This is a genomic window from Paraburkholderia sp. BL23I1N1, assembly GCF_003610295.1.
Taxonomy (GTDB): domain Bacteria; phylum Pseudomonadota; class Gammaproteobacteria; order Burkholderiales; family Burkholderiaceae; genus Paraburkholderia.
This window is the reverse complement of the sequence record NZ_RAPV01000001.1, coordinates 2706067-2727467: the sequence shown is the minus strand read 5'-3', so window position 1 is coordinate 2727467 and position 21401 is coordinate 2706067. Positions and strand designations below refer to the sequence as shown.

Sequence of the window (21401 nt, the reverse complement as noted above, 5' to 3'; positions counted from 1 at the left end):
CTCCTTGTTAAAACGGGCGGGGCAGACCGAGGATGTGCTCGGCGACATAGGAGAGAATCAGATTTGTCAAGATCGGCGCAACCTGATAGAGCCGCATCTCGCGGAACTTGCGTTCGACGTCGTACTCAGATGCGAAGCCAAAGCCGCCATGGAACTGCAGACAGGCGTTCGCGACTTCCCACGATGCGTCAGCGGCGAGCAGCTTCGCCATGTCCGTCCGTGCGCCACACGGCTCGTGTGCATGGAAGCGCGCAGCCTCAAAACGCATCAGGCTTGCCGCTCCGACATTGATGACCGAGCGCGCGATCGGGAACTGGACACCCTGATTTTGTCCAATCGGATGTCCGAACACGACACGATCCTGTACGTAAGGTGATCCGGCCGTCCGCGGCCATGCGCCGCGGCAGCCTGAGATCGGGGAGGAACCCGCCTTTCTGCGGATGCCCCTTGCTTCCCAGTTTCGCTTGCGGTGAGGGTGCCCAAAAATAGAGCCAATGCCAGATGGGAGGCATCGGGTCGCCGCTACGGGAAACGTCACGACAGTCGAGTGTGGCGCTGAGCATGGCAGCCGGCGCAGGGGAAATGATGACAGTGACCGTCTGAACCGGCTGCGAATCGGGGGCCGGCAGAGGAGTATTCATTGGGGGCGTCTCTACCGAGGGGCAGCATTTTCGAATTGGAATGAGACGACTCTATGTGAATAGTCCGTACTCTGGAAATATCGATTGAATCTGCGGGGCATAGGCGTATCCTATGGCTCTTCGCTTTCTGCAGCCTTCGATCATGGACATACGCCAGCTCCGTTACTTCGTGAACATCGTCGATTACGGGAGCCTCGGCAAGGCCGCGGAAAAGCTGTACGTCGCGCAGCCGTCACTCAGTCAGCAGATCGCGAAGCTGGAGGACGACGTTGGTGTGCCACTGCTCATCCGCAGTTCGCAGGGTGTGAGGCCGACCGCCGCGGGGCAGGCCATGTATCGGCATGCGCGTCTCGTGCTGCATCAGATGGAGCAACTGCGGCAGGAGGTTCGGGAAGGTGTCGGGGCGGAATCGGGAACGGTTGCTATTGGGCTTCCCACCACGATGGCGTCAATCCTGGCGATGCCGGTATTTGAGCGTGTCAGGCAGCGTTACCCGGGCATCCGGTTGCAGTTTTTTGAAAGCATGAGCGGCTACCTGAACGAGTTGCTCGCCAATGGCCGCCTCGATCTTGCGATACTGTTCCGTGATACGAACACCCCGGGCATCAGTGCCCTGCCAGTGCTCGACGAGGAGCTGTATTTGATGGGCGAGCCCGGTGGTGCGGTGACGGGACGCTTGCGCACCTGCGCGCTGTCGGAATTGGCCGACGTACCACTTGTGGCGCCTGGCGTGTCGAACGGATTGCGACTTCTGATCGAACGCACCTTCGCTCGCGAGCAGGTGCCGCTGAACATCATCGCGGACGTGGATTCGCTCCCTATGTTGCTGTCGATTGCGCAGTCCGGGGCGGCCTCCACAATTCTGCCTGCTTCGGCGCTTGCGCTGCGTGGGCCGGCAGATCGGCCCAGGAGGCGTCGCCTGGTCGACCCGCTTATCCGTCGGCCGGCCAGCCTCTGCTGGCCAAATGCGCTTTCTGTCAGTTCCGCATCGCTTGCGGTACGTCAGACCATCTGCGAACTGATCGCGGAGCTTTGCTCGAGCGGCGTTTGGACCGGAATCGAACTGCGTGAGGTTTCGCCTGTTGCTGTCTAGGCAAGGCATTATCCAGACGACATCACTCTCCCAGCCAGCGCGCAGAAGGCCAGTCTCCGCGCTCGACCGCGATTTTCATTTCGTTCGCAAGTGATGTTGACGAAGCTAGACGGGGCGGTTAGCCGGTCGGCGTTTTCGCCAGGATCGTCACGGATTCTCACCACCTACACGCTGCCGGCGGACCGATGCACCCAGTACGGGTTCCGCAGCCTTTATCAAAAGCGGTCTTCGGGCTGTTCAAACGCGTGCTACAGACACGGCAAGCCCGCGATCAGTCGGGCCGATGCCGTGGGTCGGTCTTTGCACGACATTAGAGGCTCTCTGAAAGGCGCATCCGGCCGCTCCGTCGCTGTCCATCTTCGAGTCAATCTGCACATCATCGGGAATTGCTGGATCTACGCATGGGATGCCAAGTTGCTGCAATTCACACGACGCCCTGGCAGCCAGCACGCTGCCGCCCCACTGGGCAAGGCTCTTTGGAGAGTGAGGTTCCGATCAGGTAGGGGCTAGCTGTGGGCCGCGTCCCGCTCATGTGCACATGGCGTATAGGCATCGCCTGCTCGTGGCGATCGCTGTCGCCGTAAGCCTAACCAAACCCAAACAAACAGGATACCTACTGAAAACCAACCAGCTCCGACAGTCATAGACAATGCCTGCCCAATTGCGCTTGCCTTATCGCCAATGATTCCAGCAATCGATGCGACCAACGAAGGACCAAGCCCGAGACCAACAAGGTTCAGGCAAAGGAAACACGCCGCCGACATCTTTCCGATCATTCGCCCCGGCGCGATCTGGGCCAGAACGACGATGAGCGCGAGTTGCACTCCCATGGAAAAGAAGGTGGAGATGCCGAGGCAAATCCAGGTCGGTGCAGGCCAGAGCGCAAGTGGCCCGATCGCGGTCGGCACGGCGACCACGAGGCACGCGACGCCAGCATACATTGGGATTCGACTGGCACGGCGAGCCTGCACTAGCCTATCGAAAAACAGGGAAAATAGCACCGCGGCGAGCGGGGCCAGGCACATGGTGACAAAGCCGTATTTCGGACCGACGACAGTCGCGGGCACTTGCCATGTGCGTCCAATCGCGGTTGGCAGCCATGCTCCGTAGGAGTACACACATATCCCCCAAATCGCGTAGACGGCAAGGAGCGGAAAGTAGATGCGCCGATTCAGGCGCACGTGTCTGAGCACATCGGCGATTCGTGGCGATTCGCCCGCTTCGGAGTCGCGCCGAATCGGTTCCCGGATAAGCAAGCCAAGCGCAGCAATCGGAAAGCCGGCCGCTCCGATGACAAGGAGAACATATTGCCAGGTCGAAAGACCCGAAAGCACGGAGAAATGACTTGAATTCGCTCCGTCGAACAGATGCGCAAGCCCTCCTGCGACGACGAGCGAGGCGCCAATCCCGACCGAAGATCCAAAAACATAGACACCGTACGCACGGCTGCGGAGATTCTCGGGAAATGCGTCTTTGATCAGCGAATAGGCAGCTGGCGTAAGCACGGCCTCGCCGAAACCGACGCCCATGCGACCGATGAACAGGACAGTGAAGTTGTGTGCGATCCCGCTGAGTACCGTCATGGACGACCAGATCGCAACGCCGGCTATCAGCAGGTTGCGGCGGTTGTAGTTGTCGACCAGGTAACCGAGCGGCAGGCCGACGCAGCTGTAAAAGACGCCGAATGCCGTGCCGAGCAGGAGACCGATTTGTGTGTCGGTCAACTGCAGGTCATGCTTGATCGGTCCAACGAGCACGGTCAGCGCATAGCGATCGATGAACGAGAGCAGAATCATCAATGCAAGGATCGCCACCATGGACCAGGCGCGCCCTGGGCGAAAGGCGAGTGCATCATTCTCTTGCAACTGTGCTGTTGTTTCCCGCCCAGTGGGTAACGAAGCGTCGATTGACGTCATTTTTTTACTTTCTCCTGATGCACGGCCTTGTCGTTGACGCGTGGATTTCGATATGTAACTTGACGTCTTTTGGCGCCGCACGGGCGCCGACTATCCTTTTCCGTACCGAGCCCGTTCTCATGCGCTGTCGAAGAATCAGCACTTGGGGGTTTGGTTCGAAGTATGAGAGTCGCAGGTCAGATACACCACGATGAGCGAGTAATAGACTACATGCCGAATCCGCATATGGGTCATTCGGCACTGGCCATATTTGTTGCACAACTGGACTTTGAGCAGCTGCGTTGGTCGCACGTGCGCATATCGGGCGTCGGATCCGCGCACCGAATCGGGTTATCTTGCGGCTAATTCGCGACTGTCGAGGCGCGCGGACGACGACCGAAATATGCGTCCTCCAGCAGTGCACGAATTGCTTCGCGTTGCAGCGGGGCGCGGATTCGGGTAGCGCGCGGCATGGGCGGCATCGGCTACGCGCTCAAGATCGGCGGTTTGCATGCCCGCGGCCTCGCGCGACGATGGGCGTGTCGCGGCGCACAGCGAGATCGAACAGTCCCTGTGGTGCATCGTCGACTGCCAGAGCACTCGCTACGCGCGCCATCGCCAGAGGAGTCGCGGGAGCGTAGTACGCAGCCGCGCGGGGCAGGATGATCGCGTGTGTCTCGGCATGCGGCGAAATCCCCAGAAAGGTATCTGATGATGCGCGGCAGTGCGTTGCTACGCAGGCGAGCGGTCTATGGGAGTTCTTGCGCGACGCGGCCGATTCGAAGCAGTGGCATTGCTGCGAACGGGCTGATGACCGCGCAACTTGCCGCCGACGGCTTGGAGGGCGCGACGCGGATTCTCGAAGGGGAAGGGGATGGCCGCCGGCATCTCGACCGACGGCGATCCGGCGCGTCTCACCGATGGTCTCGGCACACGCTGGGCGACCGCGGAGACGTCGTTCAGGTACTCCGCCTCGTGCCGTCACACGCGCCCGGCCGCCGACGCATTGCTTGCGGTGGTCCGGCAACTTGCCCTCGCGCCGGACGAGATGGTGAATGTCACCGGGCATGTGCATCGAGGCGCACTCGACGTGCTTGGCGCGGTAGTTGTGTCGAGCACTGTGCATCAGGCAAGTTCAACGTGGGCATGGACTGGCGCGAAACCATTGCCACGGCGCTAGCTGCACCAGTTCGTGCTTTAGATTGATGAACCTGTTCAAGCCGCGCGCGGAACTGACCGCCGATTCTGACTGGAGGCCGACAGGGGCATCAAAAGCGCTCCTTTCGAAACGGGGGAGGATTGCCGCAAGGTATCTGCAACAGGTCATAATATTCCGTGCAGGACTTTATCTTCCCCGCTGGGCTAATTTCCAAGATCACCGCGCAGCGACCGGAGAAGGGCTTACCGGTCGGTCGGACCGGATTCTCAGCTGGTCCTAACGGCTCTCCATCAAAAACCCCTACGCACAAATATTGAGCAGCCGCGCTGGTATCCCCGACGACGACATTCTCAACCGTTATTTTGCAGTTGCTCACCGCTGCATGCCACCGTTGATGATGCAGGCGGACTTGCGCCTTCCCCAGCCTTTCGATACCGATGATGGGATCGATATAGGCCCCATCCTCTTCAAAAATCGCTACAAAGGCATCGGAATCGGGCGACGCCAGCAACTGCGTCCACTCGACGGCAAGTTCGTAATGGTTTTGCGTCATAGTAACGTCCTCTGAACACCGGTCAACTATAAATCGATAGAAATGTGGCCGCTTCCATTTCTAACCGTCCCTTTCCATATCGAGCCCGTTCTCATGCGCTGCCGAAGAATCGGCGCTTACGGGCGTGCTTCGAAGTATGAAATGCGCAGGTCCGATACAACAGGACCAGCGACTAATAGACTACATGCCGAATCCGCATATAGGTCGTTCGGCACTGGCCGCATTTGTGTACAACTGACGCACAACTGAACTTCGACATATCCTGACAGAAGCGCATGGGCGTCCCGTCATAGGCGGCACAAATACCCACCATCCCGTTCCGGGCGTGTCGGTGTACTGAGTTAGTCGCTTGTGCGCATATCTGGCTTCAGATCCACGCACCGCGTCCGGCTCATCCCGTGGCTAGTTCATGACTGTCGAGGCGCGCGGCCGACGGCCGTAATATGCATCCTCTAGCAGTGCGCGAATTGCATCGCGTTGCAGCGGGCGCGGATTCGGGTACGGTGCGGCAAGGGCGGCATCGGCTACGCGGTCAAGATCGGCGGCTTGCATGCCCAAGGCTTCGAGCGACGTCGGCGTATCTAGACGCACAGCGAGATCGAACAACCCCTGTGGTGCATCGTCGACTGCCAGAGCCATCGCTACGCGCGCCATCGCCAGAGGAGTGGCGGGGGCGTTGTACGCCGCCGCATGGGGCAGGATGATCGTGTGTGTCTCGGCATGGGGAAGATTCAACATGCCGCCCAACGTATGGCACAGCTTGTGATGTAGCGCGACTGAGGTAGCAGCAAGCACCGAGCCAGCGAGCCATGCACCATAGAGGCATTCGGTGCGCGCATCAAGGTTTTCGGGATGATCGGCAACGCGTGGCAAGCCTCGCGCGAGACTCCGAATCCCTTCTTCGGCCATCATCGAAGTGATCGGGTTCGCGTTGTCCGCATAGAGCGCTTCGACGCAATGCGCGATTGCATTGATACCGCTTGTCGCGCTCATCCTGACGGGCAAAGTGAGTGTCAGGAAGGGATCATAGATAACAGCGCGCGGCAAGACCTTGAGAGAACGTCCCGTTTTTTTCTCGCCGTTCTCTGTGATGCCGTAGATAGGCGTCATTTCAGAGCCCGCGTAGGTCGTCGGAATGGCGATAATCGGGATGCTGGACTCCAGCGCGATCGCCTTTCCCACGCCGATCGTCGAGCCGCCTCCGATCGCTACGATGCAGTCTGCGCCGACCTGCTTTGCGTATGCGCGAGCTTCGCGGGCCACCTCTATGGGCACATGCATCACAGCTTTCGGAAACACGCCTGCGCATTGGTCGGAGAGACGCAAGGCGAGTTCTTCTGTCAGACCTGACTGCTCGGGTGTGGAGATCAATAGCGCGCGGCTGACTTGCAGCTCACGAAATTCGCTGGAAAGCTGGTCGAGGCTGCCGGCACCGAAAACAACGCGCGCGGGAAGCGGCGAGTAAGTAAATGATGGTTGGAACATCGGAGATCCATGTGAATCGTAGCGGCGATCTTTGGGGACTTGTTCGCCTGTGATGGCGGAGAGGCAGCCACTTCGAACCGCATAGCCTGCATACGGCCGTGCCGCGCCCAGCCGCATGACTGCGGCTGGGCGGAGGCGCTGTTGTACGCAATGCCGTTACGCGTGCTCCTGGGCCGCCGGAGCTGACGCTTTCCCACTGACCGCGCCGACGTATCGCTCGAGCTCGGATAGTGTCGCCGCCGGTGTTTCGATCATCGGGTAATGCCCGGCGCCACGCAGCACCTGCAGCGTCGCATGCCGATACCATTGCAGCGTCGTCTCGCGAGCGGCCGCTTCCGTGCAGTTGGGATCGTTTTCACCCACCAGTACCAGGATAGGCGTGTCGAGCTGCTGCACTTCGGCGTGGACGTCCGTGCGACTGGCGTCGAGCGCGTAGCTCGCGAGCGCGTGACCGTCGATCTCTTCCCACGTCTGTGCGACGAGTGCACGCGCCATTCCAGATCCGTAACGGTTCCCAGTACCAGCGGCCACGAGCGCTTCGCGCTTCTCGCGCGACGCCGCTAGTGCCTGCATGAAGGCGACCCGTTGGGGATCGTCGCTCGCGCCTTTCGCACTCAATCCCGCGATCGAAACGATAGCTTCGACGCGGTTGGGCAAGGCAACCGCGAGCATTTGCGCAGAAAGCGCACCAAGCGAATGACCGGCCACGGCGAATTTGCCCCAGCCGAGAAACTCGACGAGTCTCACTGCGTCGATCACCACCTCGCGCAGCGTCAGCAGGCCCGGCTCGGCTCGCGCATTGCCGTAGCCGCGATATTCGGCCACTGCGTACTGAAATGCGTCGAGATCGGCATAGCGCAGCATGTCGTCAAACGAATCTCGTGTACCGATCAAGCCGGGGAACAACAGCACCTTGCGCGGCCCACGGCCAAAGAGCTTGAAAGATTTCACAGTGTCCTCCTCGCCACGTTGACTTCACTTACGAGGTTGTGCCGATCATACATGGATGGGGTCCTCCACTTGCATCAGAGCGCGCAGTTCTTCGTGCGAAACGTCGAATTGCGGTGCAATCTTCAACTCGCTACCGAGTCTGGATTCCTCTTCGTCCATCTTGAAGCCGAGCGATTTGGTCGCCTCGAACATCACGCCGCCCGGCGTGCGCACGTAAACCGACTCGAAGTACCCGCGATTTTTACGGTCGGAGAAATCGGTGAAGCCCATGCCTTCCGTGTCGAATTTGACGCGAGCTTGCGCGTCGTAGTCCGGCACATCGAACGCGCCGTGGTGGATGATGCCTTCCGCCAGCGTCCACATTCCTTGCCGCATGTCGGGCTCATGCAGAATGTCGATGCGGCGTCCGGCACCGCCCACACCCGCTTCATAACGCGTGAACTTGCCGTCGCTCATCGTCGGGCGGAAATACCACGCGTTCTTCAAGAAGATGTCCATGTCCTCGAACTCGCGGACTGTCGCCGTCCAGTTGTGAAAGCCACGGACAGCGTATTGCTCGGGCACATACTCCGATTTCCACGGTTTGCGGGTGTCGCTCGGATCCTCGACGACTTCGAAGTCGATGCCGGCATGTACGACGCGCAGATACTTTTCCCCGAAGCGCTCCGATTCCTCGACAATTTTGACGCCGCTTTTACCAAAATGCTCGCGCCAGAAGTCGATCGAACCTGTCGGGATCGAATAGGCAATCGCGGTAAACTGACCCGAACCCTTGCGGCCCGCGAGGCCGGTGCGGCGCATCGGGAACGTCGTCATGACCGTGCCAGGCGTGCCGTCGGCATCGCTGAAATAGAGGTGGTAGATGGGAATGCGTCCGTCATAGAACAACGTACGCTTAATAAATCGCTGGCCAATCACCTTGACGAAAAAATCCACGTCTCCTTGCGCAGTCGATGTGCACAGCGTGATGTGGTGGAGCCCATGAATCAGCCCGGTTTCCATTGTGTCTCCTGATCAGTGAAAAGCCCGGTCGGCGGCAGTCACGGTGTTTGCCGGCGGGGTTGGAGGCAGTATGGAGGGCGGGGGTGCGAATAACCATCGTCACCCGGTAATTGAACGAATGCAGAATCGGCATATAGCGCTGGCAGGTGCGCCACCAGCGCATTACTGTCCCGAAGAATCGGCCTCGAGGGTTCCCTCGGTCGGCGCCTCGCCGTCATGCGCCAGTAGAGAATAGATCAGATCGCGAAACCACTTGTTGGCCGGATCTTTTTGAAACCGTTCATGCCAAAACTGACGTGCGACGAAACCGGGGATCGAGACCGGTAGTTCGAGGATCTGTGCCTTCACCAACTCAGCCATCTGTTCGCCGGCGCGCCGCGGGAGAGTGAAAAGCGCATCGGAACTCGGCAGCGTCGTGAGCACGGCGAGAAAGTTCGGGACGGTTACGGTGAAGTTGGCAGCGGGAACGTTGTCCAGAAGAAAGCGTTCCAGTGCCTCGTATCCGCTGGGCAGCGGGGCGACGAGCGCGTGCGCCGCGGACAGATAAGCATCTTGCGTCAGCGGACTTCGTATGGTCGGATGCCCGGCGCGCACAAGACAAACATAGTTCTCGTCGAACAGACGCCGCTGGTAGAACGGCAGCCTGTTGATCGCGAAGCTGCCTATGGCGAGATCGACTTCGCCTTCCTCCATCATTTCCTCAACACCGTGCCGTGGGGCGTGGGTCGCCCTCACGCGAATACCGGGTGCATGCTTCGCCAAATATTGCAGGAGCTTGGGTAGCAGGAACGCTGCGCCGAAATCTGTCGCCGCGAAGCTGAAGGTGCGCGCGGACGTGGCCGGATCGAACTCGCCAGGGCCTTCGAGCGCTTCCTGCATCAGTTGAATCATTGCGGAGATCTTCGGAGCGAGTTCGTGTGCGCGCGGCGTCGGCGACATGCCGCCGGAAGTTCGCACGAATAGCGGATCCCCGAAATATTGCCGCAGCTTTGCAAGCGACTGGCTCATGAGCGGCTGGCTCATGCCGAGGCTATCGCCCGCCACTGTCACGCTATTTTTCCGCATGACAGCGTCGAACACCGCAAGCAACCGCAAGTCGAGCGGCGCGCCGATACCATTTTGCACCACCACAGGTTTCATTCCTCACTCCTGGCATAGAAAGGATGATCGTGCGCGCACTCGCCCGCGTCAATCGGGAGCGGCCATAGGCGAACATGCTTGCATGCACCGTTTCATGCAGATTCGGAATGGCCGGAATGCGGTTTCTGGCGTGGACATTGCGCAAGCCAGTCGCTACTTTACACGGGCAGCAAACGATAGCCACGCGCTATTGCCGTTGGCCGAGCTGGGTCTTACGCCTGCTCCGAAGCAGGCAAGCGTGCCCTTCGTCTTACGACCTGATTTTTAAACGCGCCGACATAGCTCGGCGGAACAAGCCAACGTATAACCCAGGAAGGGAAGATGCCCTACGAAGAAAGAATCGCCATCATAGGCGCGGGCCCGGTCGGCTTGACCACAGCCCTTGGCCTCGCCCGGCGCGGAGTGCCCTGTGTCGTGTACGAGGCTGGCGAAACGATCGCCCGCGAACAACGCGGCGCGGCGTTTCACCCGCCGACGCTCGAGATGCTTCGTTCGCTCGGCGTCGAATCGGCTTTAATGGGGATGGGGCTGCGCATTCCGGTGTGGCAGATGCGCGATCGTGTCGACGGCGTGTATGCCGAGTTCGACCTTGGCTTGCTCGCTGACGTCACCGATTTCCCGTTTCGCTACCACTTGCCACAGTACTACCTGTCGAATGTGCTCCTCGACGAGCTACGCCGCCAGCCCGATGTGGAGTTGCGGTTCGGCGAAACGCTCCAATCGGTCGAGACGGATGGCAATTCGGCGCGTCTCGTCCTTTCAACTGCGGCAGGTCAAAGTGAGACGCACGCGCCGTGGGTGGTGGGCGCAGATGGGGCGCGAAGCACTGTCCGCAAGACGGGTGGATTCACGTTCGACGGTTTTACCTGGCGCGAGAAGTTTCTCGTCACGAACGTACGCGGTTGCCTTGAGGACCTGGGTTACACCGGGACGGCATATGTTTCGGATCCCGACGCATGGGCCGTCGTGCTCAAGCTCTATGACGAATCATGTGACGATCTCTGGCGCGTCGCCATGCCAGCCGATCCAGACACGGACGACGACGCGCTGCTCACCCCAGAAAACGTACAGGAGCGCCTAAAGGAAGTGCTCGGCACAGACAAGTCGTTTTCGCTTGTCTACTCGGGTACGTACCGGGTGCATCAACGTGTTGCCGACACGTTCGTCAAGGGGCCCATCCTGCTTGCCGGCGATGCCGCTCACATTAACAATCCGATCGGCGGTTTCGGTCTCAACGGTGGCGTTCACGATGCGTTCAACCTGGCGAACAGGCTGGCGGACGTGTGGCAAGGTAAGGCCGGACCGGAACTGCTGGAACTGTATTCGCGTCAGCGGCGTACGGTTGCCCTGGAAGTTGTACAGAAGAACAGCATTCGCAACAAAAACCTGATGGAAGAACGCGACCCGGAAGTGCGCCGCCGCAATCAGAAAGCACTGCGCGACATCTCACTGGATACCGAGAAGAGCCGAGAGTATTTGATGGAGACTTCGATGATCAGTTCGATTCGCCGTGCCGAGCAAGTCAATTGAGACTGTCGGGCAAGGTGAAAACTGATCGCTGCGACCGGTGTACGCCGGCACGCGGTACGGCATCTGGATCAAGCCTGACTGCTGCCTTTTAATCGCACCGCCGTGCGTCCCTTATAAGGGGATGCTGCGGCGCGTCGCTTTGCTGGCACCTTGTCGGCCAAGGCGGAGGTCGGGCGATGATGCCACCAACCGCCTCGCAAGAAGAGTCGTGAATTTGATGGACAAGTAGCCATGCTTACGAATACCCCTGAAATCAGCAGCCGCTTACGTGAAAAGACAGGAGCGCTAGCGGCGGACCTGTCGCCAATCGTCGATCGCACATTTGCAATATTGACCTCGATCGACGGGTATCGCTCGCTCGCGCCTGCAGTAAGACGTGACGTGTCCGAGTCGGTCGGCCTGGCTGCCCGCGTATGGTTCGAAGCTCTGCTAACCGGTGAGCCCCTGTCTGCGCACGACGCCGACGCTTTTCGACAGATCGGCCGCAGGCGTGTGCATCAACGGGTTCCACTGCCTTTCACGCTTCACGCGGTGCGTATCGGCCTGCGCGAAATCTGGCACACGTATGTCGCGCTGGGCGAGGCGGATGAAGTGCTCGCCGGCGAGCTGCTGTTCAAAGTCTCACCGTTCCTGTTTGATTATTTCGATCTCGTCGCGCAGGCCATTGTTCAGGCTTACCTTGCCGAGCAGTATGAGCAGGCGGGCTGGCGCGAATCGCTTCTACATCAGCTCTACAGCATCGTTTTTCATTCGCCCGGCGACGTGGACGGCTTTCGGGCGACGGCGGAGGCGCTGGGCATGGACTTCGCGGCGCCCCGTATCGCGCTTGCCATCGACACCGACGTCGAGGAGCACGGACTCGTCTCCAGGGAAGACGCACTTGACCGCATCGTGCTGGCCGCAGCGCGGCACCTAAGCACGACGCCGGACAATCTGGTGCGCGCCTGGCATCGCCAGCGACTGATTCTCTGGGTGCCGTGCCTGCTGGGTGACTCGGTGAGCCGCAGCGACCGGCTGGTCACGCAGGGCGCGATATCGCTCGCGAGCGCGTTGCCGCAGGTCCGCCACGTGGGCGTTGGCTTGATGAACGAAGGTCCGGCCGGCTGGGCAGCGTCGGTGGAGGAGGCGATCAGGGCGCTCGATTTCGCGAAAAATGAAGGCGCTCGCGATCGCGTGCACTCGTGGTCATCCATCGTCATCGAAGAAGGCGTGCGCCGGGCAGACAACGTGCGGCGCTATCTCGCCTCACTGCTGGATCAACTGTCGAACGAGTCGGGTCTTCTCTCCACGCTCGAAACCTATTTCGCGAAAGGGCAGCGCCGCGGCAAGACGGCCGACGCACTAAACATCCATCCCAATACCTTGAACTACCGCATCGAACGCATTGAGGCACTGCTGGGCGCGAGCCTCGACGACGTATCCTGGGTCGCGAAGCTCAACGTTGCGCTCAAGCTGCGCCACACGGCGCCGAACGGATGTTGAAGGCTCGATCAGGTCCCGCATCGGCGTGCGCCAGTTGATGAAGTGGTCAAGCTGGTGGGGCTATACCGGCGCGACTACGCGGGCTGAAACGTGCGGCATTTCCGCAGATCGGGCTACGGTACATTCTTCTATCTGAACAACGAGCAAGGCGCATTCGGTGCGTCGAATCTGTCGCCGAAGCCTGAAGCAATGGCGTTTGCCACGATGACCCGAGCGTCATGCCATCTCACCGGGACAAGCAGTCGTTCGGCGTCGACTTTCCGTCAAATCTCTCTGCGATCCAGCGCATCTGGTCTTTCAGAGAACCATAGACAACTGCATCGTGTCCGAGCCCTGGATACACCTTCCACTGCAACTGTCCGCCGGCTGCACAGATGCGATCGACAGTCTTGCGTCCGGCGGTTTCCGTGAATAGCACGTCGTCACCGCCAGTGACCAGAAGCATTGGCCCGTAAGTCGGCAGCGATCCTGGCCGGTTGCGTTCCGTGAACTGCTTGACGTAGCGGTTTTCGCGCCAACCGGGGACAAGCATGCTCCGGGTCGGCAAGGCTGCAAATGCGCCGCTTGCTGCACTGCACCCGTCGTCGACCGACTTGGTGTAAGTCGAGTACGCCGCCGGTGTCAGTACGTCCTTCGGCTGAAATTCCGGATATACGGTCTCGACACCATAGATCCAGAAGGCGACGAGTCCGTTCAGTACCGGCAGGTTGACTTTGAGGATACTGTCGATGGCATCACCGAGATCGCTCGCTCCCGCAAGCGCGACAGTGCCGAGAAAACCGGGATCCTTGAGGCGGGCTTCCAGTTCTGCGACACCAAGGGCGGACAGGCCTCCTTGCGAATGGCCGACGACAATCCAGTTGCGGCTCAGGTTCGGCACGGCCGCATGGGCCGCTGACACCGAATGCACGACGTCGGAGGCATTGCTCAGGATGTCGAGGTACGCATGACGGCTTGTCGTACCCAGCCCTGTATAGTCGGTTGCTACGACGGCATACCCCAACGTCACGTACTCGTAGAGACCCTGCCAGTCATAGAACAGGGACTTCATGAGTGAGGGCGCACAAGTCATCGCCACACCGCTTGTGCCGTGCGACCATGCGAGCAACGGCCATCCGCCGGGAGGTGGATGGCCATAAGGAACAAGTACGACGCCCGTGGTCAGCGTGTCGGTATTGTCCGCGGTACGGCTGTGGTACATGATGCGGGTGGCCGTGACTCCCTGAGGCAACGCGAAATCGGTGGCTGGCTCCGCGCGAACCAGTGTGCCTGGCGGGGCGGGTGATTCTGCTGCCGGTTTGGTGTAGAACGGCGTGACAGGCAACTTCCGGCCTGCGTCGATTGCCCGGCCTGCCTCCAGCGATGGTGCAAACAAGGACGGGCCCCACTCAGGCGGCTGTTGGGCGTGTGCATTGGCGGTACCCAATGCAATTGCAATAGCCGCTGTTGCTATGCGCATGATATTGCTGACGGCACGACCGCTGAGCGGTCGCGCTTGCGCAGACGGTCCGAATCCTTGGGTGCGATGTTTTTTCATGATGATAAACGCTACGCCATCGACAGGACGCAAACTGGCACGTGCAGCCGCACAGTTGCCAGGACGACCAGGGCGGTCCGCGCAGACCAACATTCGTCACGCGGTTCCTTAATGTATAGCATTGGATATGCTTATACGTGACCACCAGCTTCCGGCTGGTCGCCGCTTTGACGCAACTTCAGCAGGCGGAGCAGCATCTGGTCGCGTTGCGCCGCAAGCTCGTCCACTGACTGGCCCGATGCTTCGAGACGCGCGCCCTCGACGATCATCTGCTGCACGCTGGGCGTCAGTTCAGGCGACCCCAGCACCTTCCACCATGCGGTCATCGGTCCGGTGAACTGATCGAGGAAGTGCTCGATACCACCCTGGCCTCCGCCGAGATGAAACAGCAATGTCGGCCCCATCAACCCCCAGCGAAGGCCCGGGCCCCAGCATACCGCGGCGTCGGCGTCGGCCACGCTCACGACGCCTTCGGACACAAGATGGACTACCTCGCGCCACAACGCCGCCTGCAGCCGGTTCGCGACGTGGCCGGGCACTTCCTTGCGCAGGCGGATCGTGCGCTTGCCGAGCGACGTGTAGAAAGCGGTGACCTTGTTCACCGTGTCCTCTGACGTCCTCTCGCCGGAGACGATCTCGACGAGCGGGATGAGATGCGGCGGGTTGAAAGGATGTCCGATTACACAGCGTTCCGGATGCGATTTGCAGCTCGTCTGGATTTCGCTCATCGTGAGGCCCGACGAGCTGGAGGCAATGGGGACGTCGGCGGGAAGGAGGGTGTCGAGCTGTTCGTACAGCGTGCGCTTGAAGTCTATCCGTTCGGGACCGTTCTCCTGGACGAACCTGACGCCCGTCACGGCCTGCTGCAAGTCGCGCGTGAACGTGAGACGTGAGCGCGATGCGTGCGGAGCCAGGCCCAGTGCTTCAAGCGCCGGCCACGCGGCATCGATATATTGCCGTAATTGTCTCTCGGCGTCGGGTGCGACGTCCGTGGTGATAACGTCGAGTCCCTTCGCAAGAAACAGTGCGGTCCAGCTTGCGCCGATGACGCCTGTGCCGATTACCGCAACACGATCAATTTGAGTCATGATGGAAACACCTCTTGTAGTCAAGTGCGCACCCGCGGTTACACGAACGCGCTGAAACCCGTAATTGCGCGCCCTACGATCAGCGAATTCATCTCACGCGTGCCCTCGTAGGAATAGAGCGCTTCGGCGTCGGCGACGAAGCGGCCGACGTGATGGTCGAGCAGGATGCCGTTGGCGCCGAGCAGTTCGCGCGCCCAGCCTACCGTCTCTCGCATGCGCACCGTACATACGCCCTTGGCCATGGAGGCATGCTCGTCCTGCATGATGCCTTCGTCCTGCATCTGCGAGAGCCGGTAGCACAGCGCCTGAGTGGAGGTGATATTGCCGAGCATGCGAAACAGCAAGTCCTGAACGAGCTGGAACTGCGCGATGGGGCGGCCGAACTGTTCGCGTTGTTGCGCATAGCGCAGCGCATGCTCGTAGGCGCCTGTCGCGCAGCCGACCGATTCCCAGGCCACCGCGGCGCGCGTCATCTTTAGCACCTGTGCCGTGTCCTTGAAGGAGTTCGCGTTTTGCAGGCGATTGGCTTCGCTGACCTGACAGTCGGTCAGCGTGATCAGGCCGTTCTGCACGACGCGCAACGCCATCTTGTGCTGGATCTTGTCGACGTGGAAACCAGGCGACTTGTTTTCCACGATAAAGCCCTTAACCTGATTGTCCGCGACGTCGCGCGCCCAGATGATCGTGAGGTCGCCCCAGGTTGCGTTGCCGATCCACTTCTTCTGGCCGTTCAGGATCCACTTGTTGCCTTCACGGCGAGCCGTTGTCGCCAGGCCGCCCGCCGCGCCCGAACCGACGTCTGGTTCTGTCAAGCCGAACGATCCGATCTTGTTCATCGCGGCCATCTCAGGCAGCCACTCGCGCTTCTGCTCCTCCGAGCCGCAGATCGCAATGGACCCCATCGCAAGGCCGGTGTGGACGCCAAAGAACGTCGAGATCGACGCATCCACTCTCGCAAGCTCCATCATGATGAAGCCCATCAACATGGTGCTTTTCCCCGGGCAACCGTAGCCCTTGATTGGCAACCCGGAAATTCCCAACGTCTTGAATTTCGGCAACAGTTCGAACGGAAACTCGTCGCGGCTCCAGAATTCATTGATGATCGGCTGGACCTCCTGCTCCATGAACTTTCTCACCTTGAGCCGGAGCTGGTTATCTTCAGCGGAGAGTGACCTTGACAGCTGATAGAAATCACCATTCGGTTCCGGAAGGGCGTGCGGTGCTTTAGAAGAAGTGGTCATGACAGTCCTGGCAATGGGTAGGCGGATACCGCCGAGGGGTGAGTGAGGCGATAATTCAGGCCGTGGCGTGCAGATAGTCGTGAACGACCTCGCCGTTGCCGAGCGAGAGGTCGGCCAGCACGTGCACGGCGGAGAGCACTTCGAGCACGGGAAGCTGCGAGACACGCGCAAGGCAGTGCGGATGCAGTTCGAGCGATGCCGGTCCTGCCCACGCGCCCTTGACGGTCAGATCGAAGGCGCGATAGCGGACCAGCTCGCACAGGCGCGCCGAACCGTCCACGTGCGGAATGATCTTCAGCAGGTAGCCCGGGCTTTCGAGCGACTTCCTGACCGCGGCTTCATCAAGCGCGTGGTACTTGTAGGCCATGGTCGCGGTGGCCACGCGCACGCCGTTGTAGTCGAGCGTGCCGACGAGGCTGTCGTTGCGGACCTCAAGCCTGGGGGACGCGAGCACCTTTGGAAAGCCCAGGATCTCGCGTCCTGCCGCGATCCCCGGCAGATTGTCGAGGTACATGGCGTGCGTATAGCTGCCCGCTTCACCGTTGAACGTAACCGGAATGACCTGGCCGGATTCTGTGTAGGAACCTAGTCCGGTCGAGTCCGGCATCCGGATGAACTCGTATTTGACGATGGGCTCCGCGACCTTCAGCGGCGCTGGCACAACGCGTTCCAGCGCGGCAGGGTCCGTGCGGTAGGTGATGATGATGAACTCCCTGTCCACGAACCGGAACGGCGGCCTGGGGTAGGCCGGACTGGTCAGCGGCATGGCGAACGCGGATGCGAGTACTTCGTCTTGTGTCATCGTGAACCCTTTATTCATGGGGCAGGGTGGATGTGGGGGCAATGCCCGACGCTTGCGCGCCGTGGAATAGATCCGCGAGATGAGCGTTACATTTCAGGATGTGGCATCTTTCGCGACGACGCCCAACCTCATAAGATCTCCGACCTCGTCGGCCGAATAGCCGAGCGACGCCAGCACGACCTCGCTGTGTTCGCCGAGACGCGGCGCACGGCGCGGCGATTCCTTCAATGCGTCGGCCACCTGCAGCGGGCTGGCGACCGTGTATCGGGCGCCGACCTCCGGATCGTCGACAGGCAGGAAGACGCGGTTTGCATGCATCTGGGGATCGTTGATGATCTCGCTCGCTACCTGGACGACCCCGTAGATGACGCGCGCTGCGTCGAACGTTTCCTTCCAGGCCGCCAGGTTTTTGCTTGCAAAGACCGGATCAAGGATTTCGACGAGATCCGCGGCGTGTTGTGCGCGCAGCCGGGCGTCCGCGAAGCGCGGATCATCAAGCAGCCCAGGCATGTGCATCGCGTTCGCGAACCCAGTCCAGTCCTTCTCCTGAGCGGCCACGAGCAGCAGCCAGCGCCTGTCCGCAGTGCGATACGGATTGAGGAGCGCGTTGGGAGGCGTTTTGCGGTCGTGCTGAGGAAAGAAGCGAGCGCCATTGAGGCCGCCTTCGATCCACGTCGCGGCGGCCCATGCACCTTCCGCGATCAGGGACGTGCTCACGTGTGAGCCCTTGCCGGTCTTCTCCCGGCGATAGAGGCCCGTCACGATTGCGGAGTACAGCGTGCTCGCCGTCGCGTGATCGCCGATGCCGGGAATGGGCAGCGTGGGTGGACTGTCCGCGTCGTGCGTCACTTCCATCAGGCCGGTGCGTGCCCAGTAGGCGGTGATGTCGAAGCCCGGCCGGTCCGCTTCTGGTCCTTCGGCACCGTAACCCGTTATGTCGGCATAGATGAGGCGAGGATTGAGCGGTCCAACCTGCTCATAGGTGAGCCCGAGGCTCTGTTTCACCTTTGGCGGAAAGTTCGTAACGAGTACGTCGGCCCATTTGACGAGACGTGCGAGTACGTCTCGAGCGGCGGGATGCTTGAGGTCCAGGGCCACGCCACGCTTGTTGCGGTTGGTGAGCTGCCAGGAGTAATTACGCTCGCAGACGGGATTTGGAGGCGTCGCGTAAAAGTAGCGGTATGGGTCACCCTTGCCGGGCGGCTCGACCTTGATGACGTCTGCGCCGTAGTCCGAAAGAATTGTGGTTGCCGCTGGTCCCGCGATGTAGCTGGCAAGGTCGAGGACCTTGAGGTCGGAAAAGATATTGCCTTGCTGCACTGTACGGTGCCTCCTTGAGCTGTCACTTCGTTAGGGAGACTGGCAGGGTTCGCCAGTCGTATCGATTCAATTTATCCAGACCGTGCCCTTAAAGCATTGGAGAAATTCAAGAATATTGTTGGGGGTTTCAACAGTTCCATAGCGCCTCGTGGCCATATAAATTCGACGTCATACGGTTGAACCAACCAGGCAGGTGCAATGAATCGTCGACCAGCGTTTCGCGAACCACGGCGACACTTCTTCGCATGAGCGACGTCGCCATCGACGATCTTTCATTCGAGAGTGATGTTTTGTATTTGCCGCGATAACCCCTACGAGGTAGCTAGTGACGCATCGCATCACATTGTTCATTGTCGTGGTGCTCGGGCTCTCCCTGATAAGCGTGTCCGTGCTTCTGTCGAGCGTGTGCGCGTTTGCAGCCGAGCCGACAATAGAACCTGCGCCCGACACCATGCATGCGCGCGTGCTCGGTTGCGCCGCGTGCCACGGCGCCCATGGCGAGGGGACCGACAACGACTACTTCCCGCGCCTCGCCGGCAAGCCTGCCGGCTACCTGTACAACCAGTTGCAAGCGTTTCGTGACGGCCGGCGCAAATATCCGCCGATGAATTATCTGCTCGCGTATTTGCCCGATACCTATCTGCACCAGATCGCCGAATATTTCGCTGTTCAACGCCCGCCGTTTCCGGCGCCTTCGGCGCCGACCACCAATGCGCAATCGCTCGCGCTCGGCAAAGCGTTGGTGACGGGCGGCGATCATACGCGCGGTATCCCCGCATGTGTGCAATGCCACGGTGCGTCGCTCACGGGCATGGAGCCCGCCATACCGGGCCTGCTTGGGCTTCATTCGAACTACATCAGCGCACAGCTCGGCGCCTGGCGCTACGGTACGCGCCACGCGGCGCAACCCGACTGCATGCAGGAGATCGCTGCGCGTCTTTCCGATCACGACATTACCGCTATCTCCGCGTGGCTCGCGTCGCTGCCCGCGCCTGCGAGCGTATCGCCCGCGGCGGCGGGGACGTCGACGTTGCCGCTCAGGTGCGGCAGCGTGTCGACGGGCACAGACGAACCGCAACCGGCGAAGCAGATGACACAACAGATTACGGGTGGCACCGGGCTCATTGCACGTGGTGAATATCTTGCGCGTGCTGGCGACTGCATCGCATGCCACACGGTGCCGGACAGCAAGCTGTTCGGTGGTGGCCGGCCGATGGATACGCCGTTCGGCACGCTGTACTCGCCGAACATCTCGTCGGACAAGGAAACGGGTATCGGCAACTGGACGGCAGACCAGTTCTACACGATGCTCCACGAAGGCAAGTCGCGCGATGGCTCGCTGCTGTATCCGGTCATGCCATTCGCGTCATATACGAAAGTCACGCGCGCTGACTCCGATGCGATCTACGCGTACCTGCAGTCGGTACCGCCTGTCCGTCAACCGAACCGTCCGCACGAGCTCAAATTTCCATTCAACCGGCGCCAACTGCTGGTCGGCTGGCGCACACTATTTTTCCGGCAGGGTGAGTTTCGGCCGGACCGGACACAGTCGGTCGAATGGAATCGCGGTGCGTATCTTGTCGAGGGGCTCGGCCACTGCGCGATGTGTCATACGCAGATCAACGCACTGGGCGGCAACACCACGTCAAAGCAGTTCCAGGGAGGATTGATTCCAATGCAGAACTGGTATGCGCCGTCGCTCACGTCGAATCGCGAAGCCGGGCTCGGCGACTGGAGCATTGACGACATCGTGGGCCTGCTCCACGCGGGCGTGTCGAACCGGGGTGCGGTGTACGGGCCGATGGCCGAAGTCGTCTACGACAGCTTCCAGTATCTGAACGAAGACGATGTGCGCGCGGTCGCGGTCTATCTGAAAGCGTTGCCTTCGCACTCTGGCGAAGCACAGACAGCGCCGCCGAGCGTCGCGCAGACCGACCAGTTGACGAGCCTCGTGCCGCTCGGCCGCAAGATCTACGAAGCGCAATGCGTGCTCTGTCATGCGAGCGAAGGGCAGGGCAAGCCGCCGAATTTCCCGCCGCTTGCCCAAAACCAGTCGATAGAAATGAGTTCGGCTGTCAATCCGATTCGCATGGTGCTCAACGGCGGCTATGTGCCCGGCACGCGCAAGAACCCGGCGCCGTATGGCATGCCGCCGTTCGCGCAGTCGCTCTCGGATGTCGAAGTGGCCGCCGTGGTTACGTATATCCGCACCGCGTGGGGCAATCGTTGCGCGCCGGTGAGCGTGAAGGAAGTGAACACTCTGCGCTCGGCGCGCATCTTCTGAGGCAACGATGATCAACTCACCGGTACCGGACGACAGCGAAGCGGCTACGCAGGCGCCCGAAGAACGCATCGATGAAATCGTCCGCCGCGGCCCGGGTGGTGCCATCGCGCTGGCGGGCACGGCAACGGCCATCGTGTTCGCGTTATGGTTCGCGTTTTATTTCCTGGTTTTCCTGCCTCGCGGCGTCATTCATTAAGG

16 protein-coding genes and 4 pseudogenes are annotated in these 21401 nt (G+C 60.6%); 7 read left to right on the top strand and 13 right to left on the bottom strand.

Going from position 1 to position 21401, the window contains the following annotated elements; all coding sequences use genetic code 11:
• Positions 1 to 7 precede the first annotated feature (7 nt).
• A pseudogene (locus B0G76_RS12850) lies at positions 8 to 376 on the bottom strand (acyl-CoA dehydrogenase family protein); the annotation flags it as partial.
• A gap of 407 nt (positions 377 to 783) precedes the next feature.
• On the opposite strand from B0G76_RS12850, the gene B0G76_RS12845 reads away from it, so the two are divergent.
• The gene (locus B0G76_RS12845) at positions 784 to 1734 is read left to right on the top strand and encodes a LysR substrate-binding domain-containing protein (protein WP_120296340.1); all 951 of its coding nucleotides are present in this window, start codon (positions 784 to 786) and stop codon (positions 1732 to 1734) included.
• A gap of 506 nt (positions 1735 to 2240) precedes the next feature.
• Here B0G76_RS12845 and B0G76_RS12840 read toward each other — a convergent pair.
• On the bottom strand, positions 2241 to 3650 hold the full coding sequence (locus tag B0G76_RS12840) for an MFS transporter (protein WP_120292623.1): 1410 nt from the start codon (positions 3648 to 3650) through the stop codon (positions 2241 to 2243).
• Positions 3651 to 4363: 713 nt separating this feature from the next.
• Between B0G76_RS12840 and B0G76_RS12835 the strand changes: the two are divergent.
• Positions 4364 to 4761 (top strand): annotated as a pseudogene (locus B0G76_RS12835) (MmgE/PrpD family protein); the annotation flags it as partial.
• A gap of 136 nt (positions 4762 to 4897) precedes the next feature.
• On the opposite strand, the gene B0G76_RS12830 reads toward B0G76_RS12835, so the two are convergent.
• From B0G76_RS12830 to B0G76_RS44790, 6 genes and pseudogenes are all read right to left on the bottom strand, one after another.
• Positions 4898 to 5341: a nuclear transport factor 2 family protein gene (locus B0G76_RS12830; RefSeq protein ID WP_120292621.1), complete on the bottom strand. Its 444-nt coding sequence runs from the start codon at positions 5339 to 5341 to the stop codon at positions 4898 to 4900.
• A 402-nt stretch (positions 5342 to 5743) separates the two neighbouring features.
• Complete coding sequence (locus B0G76_RS12825; protein ID WP_120292619.1) at positions 5744 to 6826, bottom strand: maleylacetate reductase; 1083 nt, start codon at positions 6824 to 6826, stop codon at positions 5744 to 5746.
• 156 nt (positions 6827 to 6982) lie between these two features.
• Positions 6983 to 7777, bottom strand: coding sequence for an alpha/beta fold hydrolase (locus B0G76_RS12820; RefSeq protein ID WP_120292617.1), 795 nt, complete (start codon positions 7775 to 7777; stop codon positions 6983 to 6985).
• A 45-nt stretch (positions 7778 to 7822) separates the two neighbouring features.
• Entirely contained in the window at positions 7823 to 8779 is a 957-nt protein-coding gene (locus tag B0G76_RS12815; protein ID WP_120292615.1) for a VOC family protein, read from the bottom strand.
• A 162-nt stretch (positions 8780 to 8941) separates the two neighbouring features.
• Entirely contained in the window at positions 8942 to 9670 is a 729-nt protein-coding gene (locus tag B0G76_RS12810; RefSeq protein ID WP_259460563.1) for a LysR substrate-binding domain-containing protein, read from the bottom strand.
• A 39-nt stretch (positions 9671 to 9709) separates the two neighbouring features.
• Positions 9710 to 9919: pseudogene (locus B0G76_RS44790) on the bottom strand (LysR family transcriptional regulator); the annotation flags it as partial.
• 321 nt (positions 9920 to 10240) lie between these two features.
• On the opposite strand from B0G76_RS44790, the gene B0G76_RS12805 reads away from it, so the two are divergent.
• Positions 10241 to 11449 (top strand): NAD(P)/FAD-dependent oxidoreductase, encoded by a 1209-nt coding sequence (locus tag B0G76_RS12805; protein ID WP_120292611.1) that lies wholly within the window; start codon positions 10241 to 10243, stop codon positions 11447 to 11449.
• 231 nt (positions 11450 to 11680) lie between these two features.
• Positions 11681 to 12931 (top strand): CdaR family transcriptional regulator, encoded by a 1251-nt coding sequence (locus B0G76_RS12800; protein ID WP_120292609.1) that lies wholly within the window; start codon positions 11681 to 11683, stop codon positions 12929 to 12931.
• A gap of 226 nt (positions 12932 to 13157) precedes the next feature.
• On the opposite strand, the gene B0G76_RS12795 is transcribed toward B0G76_RS12800, so the two are convergent.
• The 5 genes from B0G76_RS12795 to B0G76_RS12775 all read right to left on the bottom strand — a co-directional run bounded on the left by B0G76_RS12795 (position 13158) and on the right by B0G76_RS12775 (position 18919).
• A complete protein-coding gene (locus B0G76_RS12795) occupies positions 13158 to 13982 on the bottom strand; it encodes an alpha/beta fold hydrolase (RefSeq protein ID WP_409076756.1) in 825 nt (274 codons plus the stop codon).
• Positions 13983 to 14599: 617 nt separating this feature from the next.
• The gene (locus tag B0G76_RS12790; RefSeq protein ID WP_120292605.1) at positions 14600 to 15556 is read right to left on the bottom strand and encodes a 3-hydroxyacyl-CoA dehydrogenase NAD-binding domain-containing protein; all 957 of its coding nucleotides are present in this window, start codon (positions 15554 to 15556) and stop codon (positions 14600 to 14602) included.
• A 38-nt stretch (positions 15557 to 15594) separates the two neighbouring features.
• Positions 15595 to 16797 carry an acyl-CoA dehydrogenase family protein gene (locus tag B0G76_RS12785; protein WP_120292603.1) on the bottom strand — a complete coding sequence of 401 codons (1203 nt, stop codon included), beginning with the start codon at positions 16795 to 16797 and terminating at the stop codon, positions 15595 to 15597.
• Between the two features lie 55 nt (positions 16798 to 16852).
• Complete coding sequence (locus B0G76_RS12780) at positions 16853 to 17599, bottom strand: acetoacetate decarboxylase (RefSeq protein ID WP_120296339.1); 747 nt, start codon at positions 17597 to 17599, stop codon at positions 16853 to 16855.
• A gap of 93 nt (positions 17600 to 17692) precedes the next feature.
• Positions 17693 to 18919 carry a CaiB/BaiF CoA-transferase family protein gene (locus tag B0G76_RS12775; protein WP_120292601.1) on the bottom strand — a complete coding sequence of 409 codons (1227 nt, stop codon included), beginning with the start codon at positions 18917 to 18919 and terminating at the stop codon, positions 17693 to 17695.
• Between the two features lie 451 nt (positions 18920 to 19370).
• Here B0G76_RS12775 and B0G76_RS44785 point away from each other — a divergent pair.
• The 3 genes and pseudogenes from B0G76_RS44785 to B0G76_RS12765 form a co-directional block, all read left to right on the top strand.
• Positions 19371 to 19844 (top strand): annotated as a pseudogene (locus B0G76_RS44785) (c-type cytochrome); the annotation flags it as partial.
• Positions 19836 to 21203: a c-type cytochrome gene (locus B0G76_RS12770; protein WP_409076755.1), complete on the top strand. Its 1368-nt coding sequence runs from the start codon at positions 19836 to 19838 to the stop codon at positions 21201 to 21203. The pseudogene B0G76_RS44785 and the gene B0G76_RS12770, both read left to right, overlap by 9 nt.
• A 7-nt stretch (positions 21204 to 21210) precedes the next feature.
• A complete protein-coding gene (locus B0G76_RS12765; protein WP_120292599.1) occupies positions 21211 to 21399 on the top strand; it encodes a hypothetical protein in 189 nt (62 codons plus the stop codon).
• Positions 21400 to 21401 lie beyond the last annotated feature (2 nt).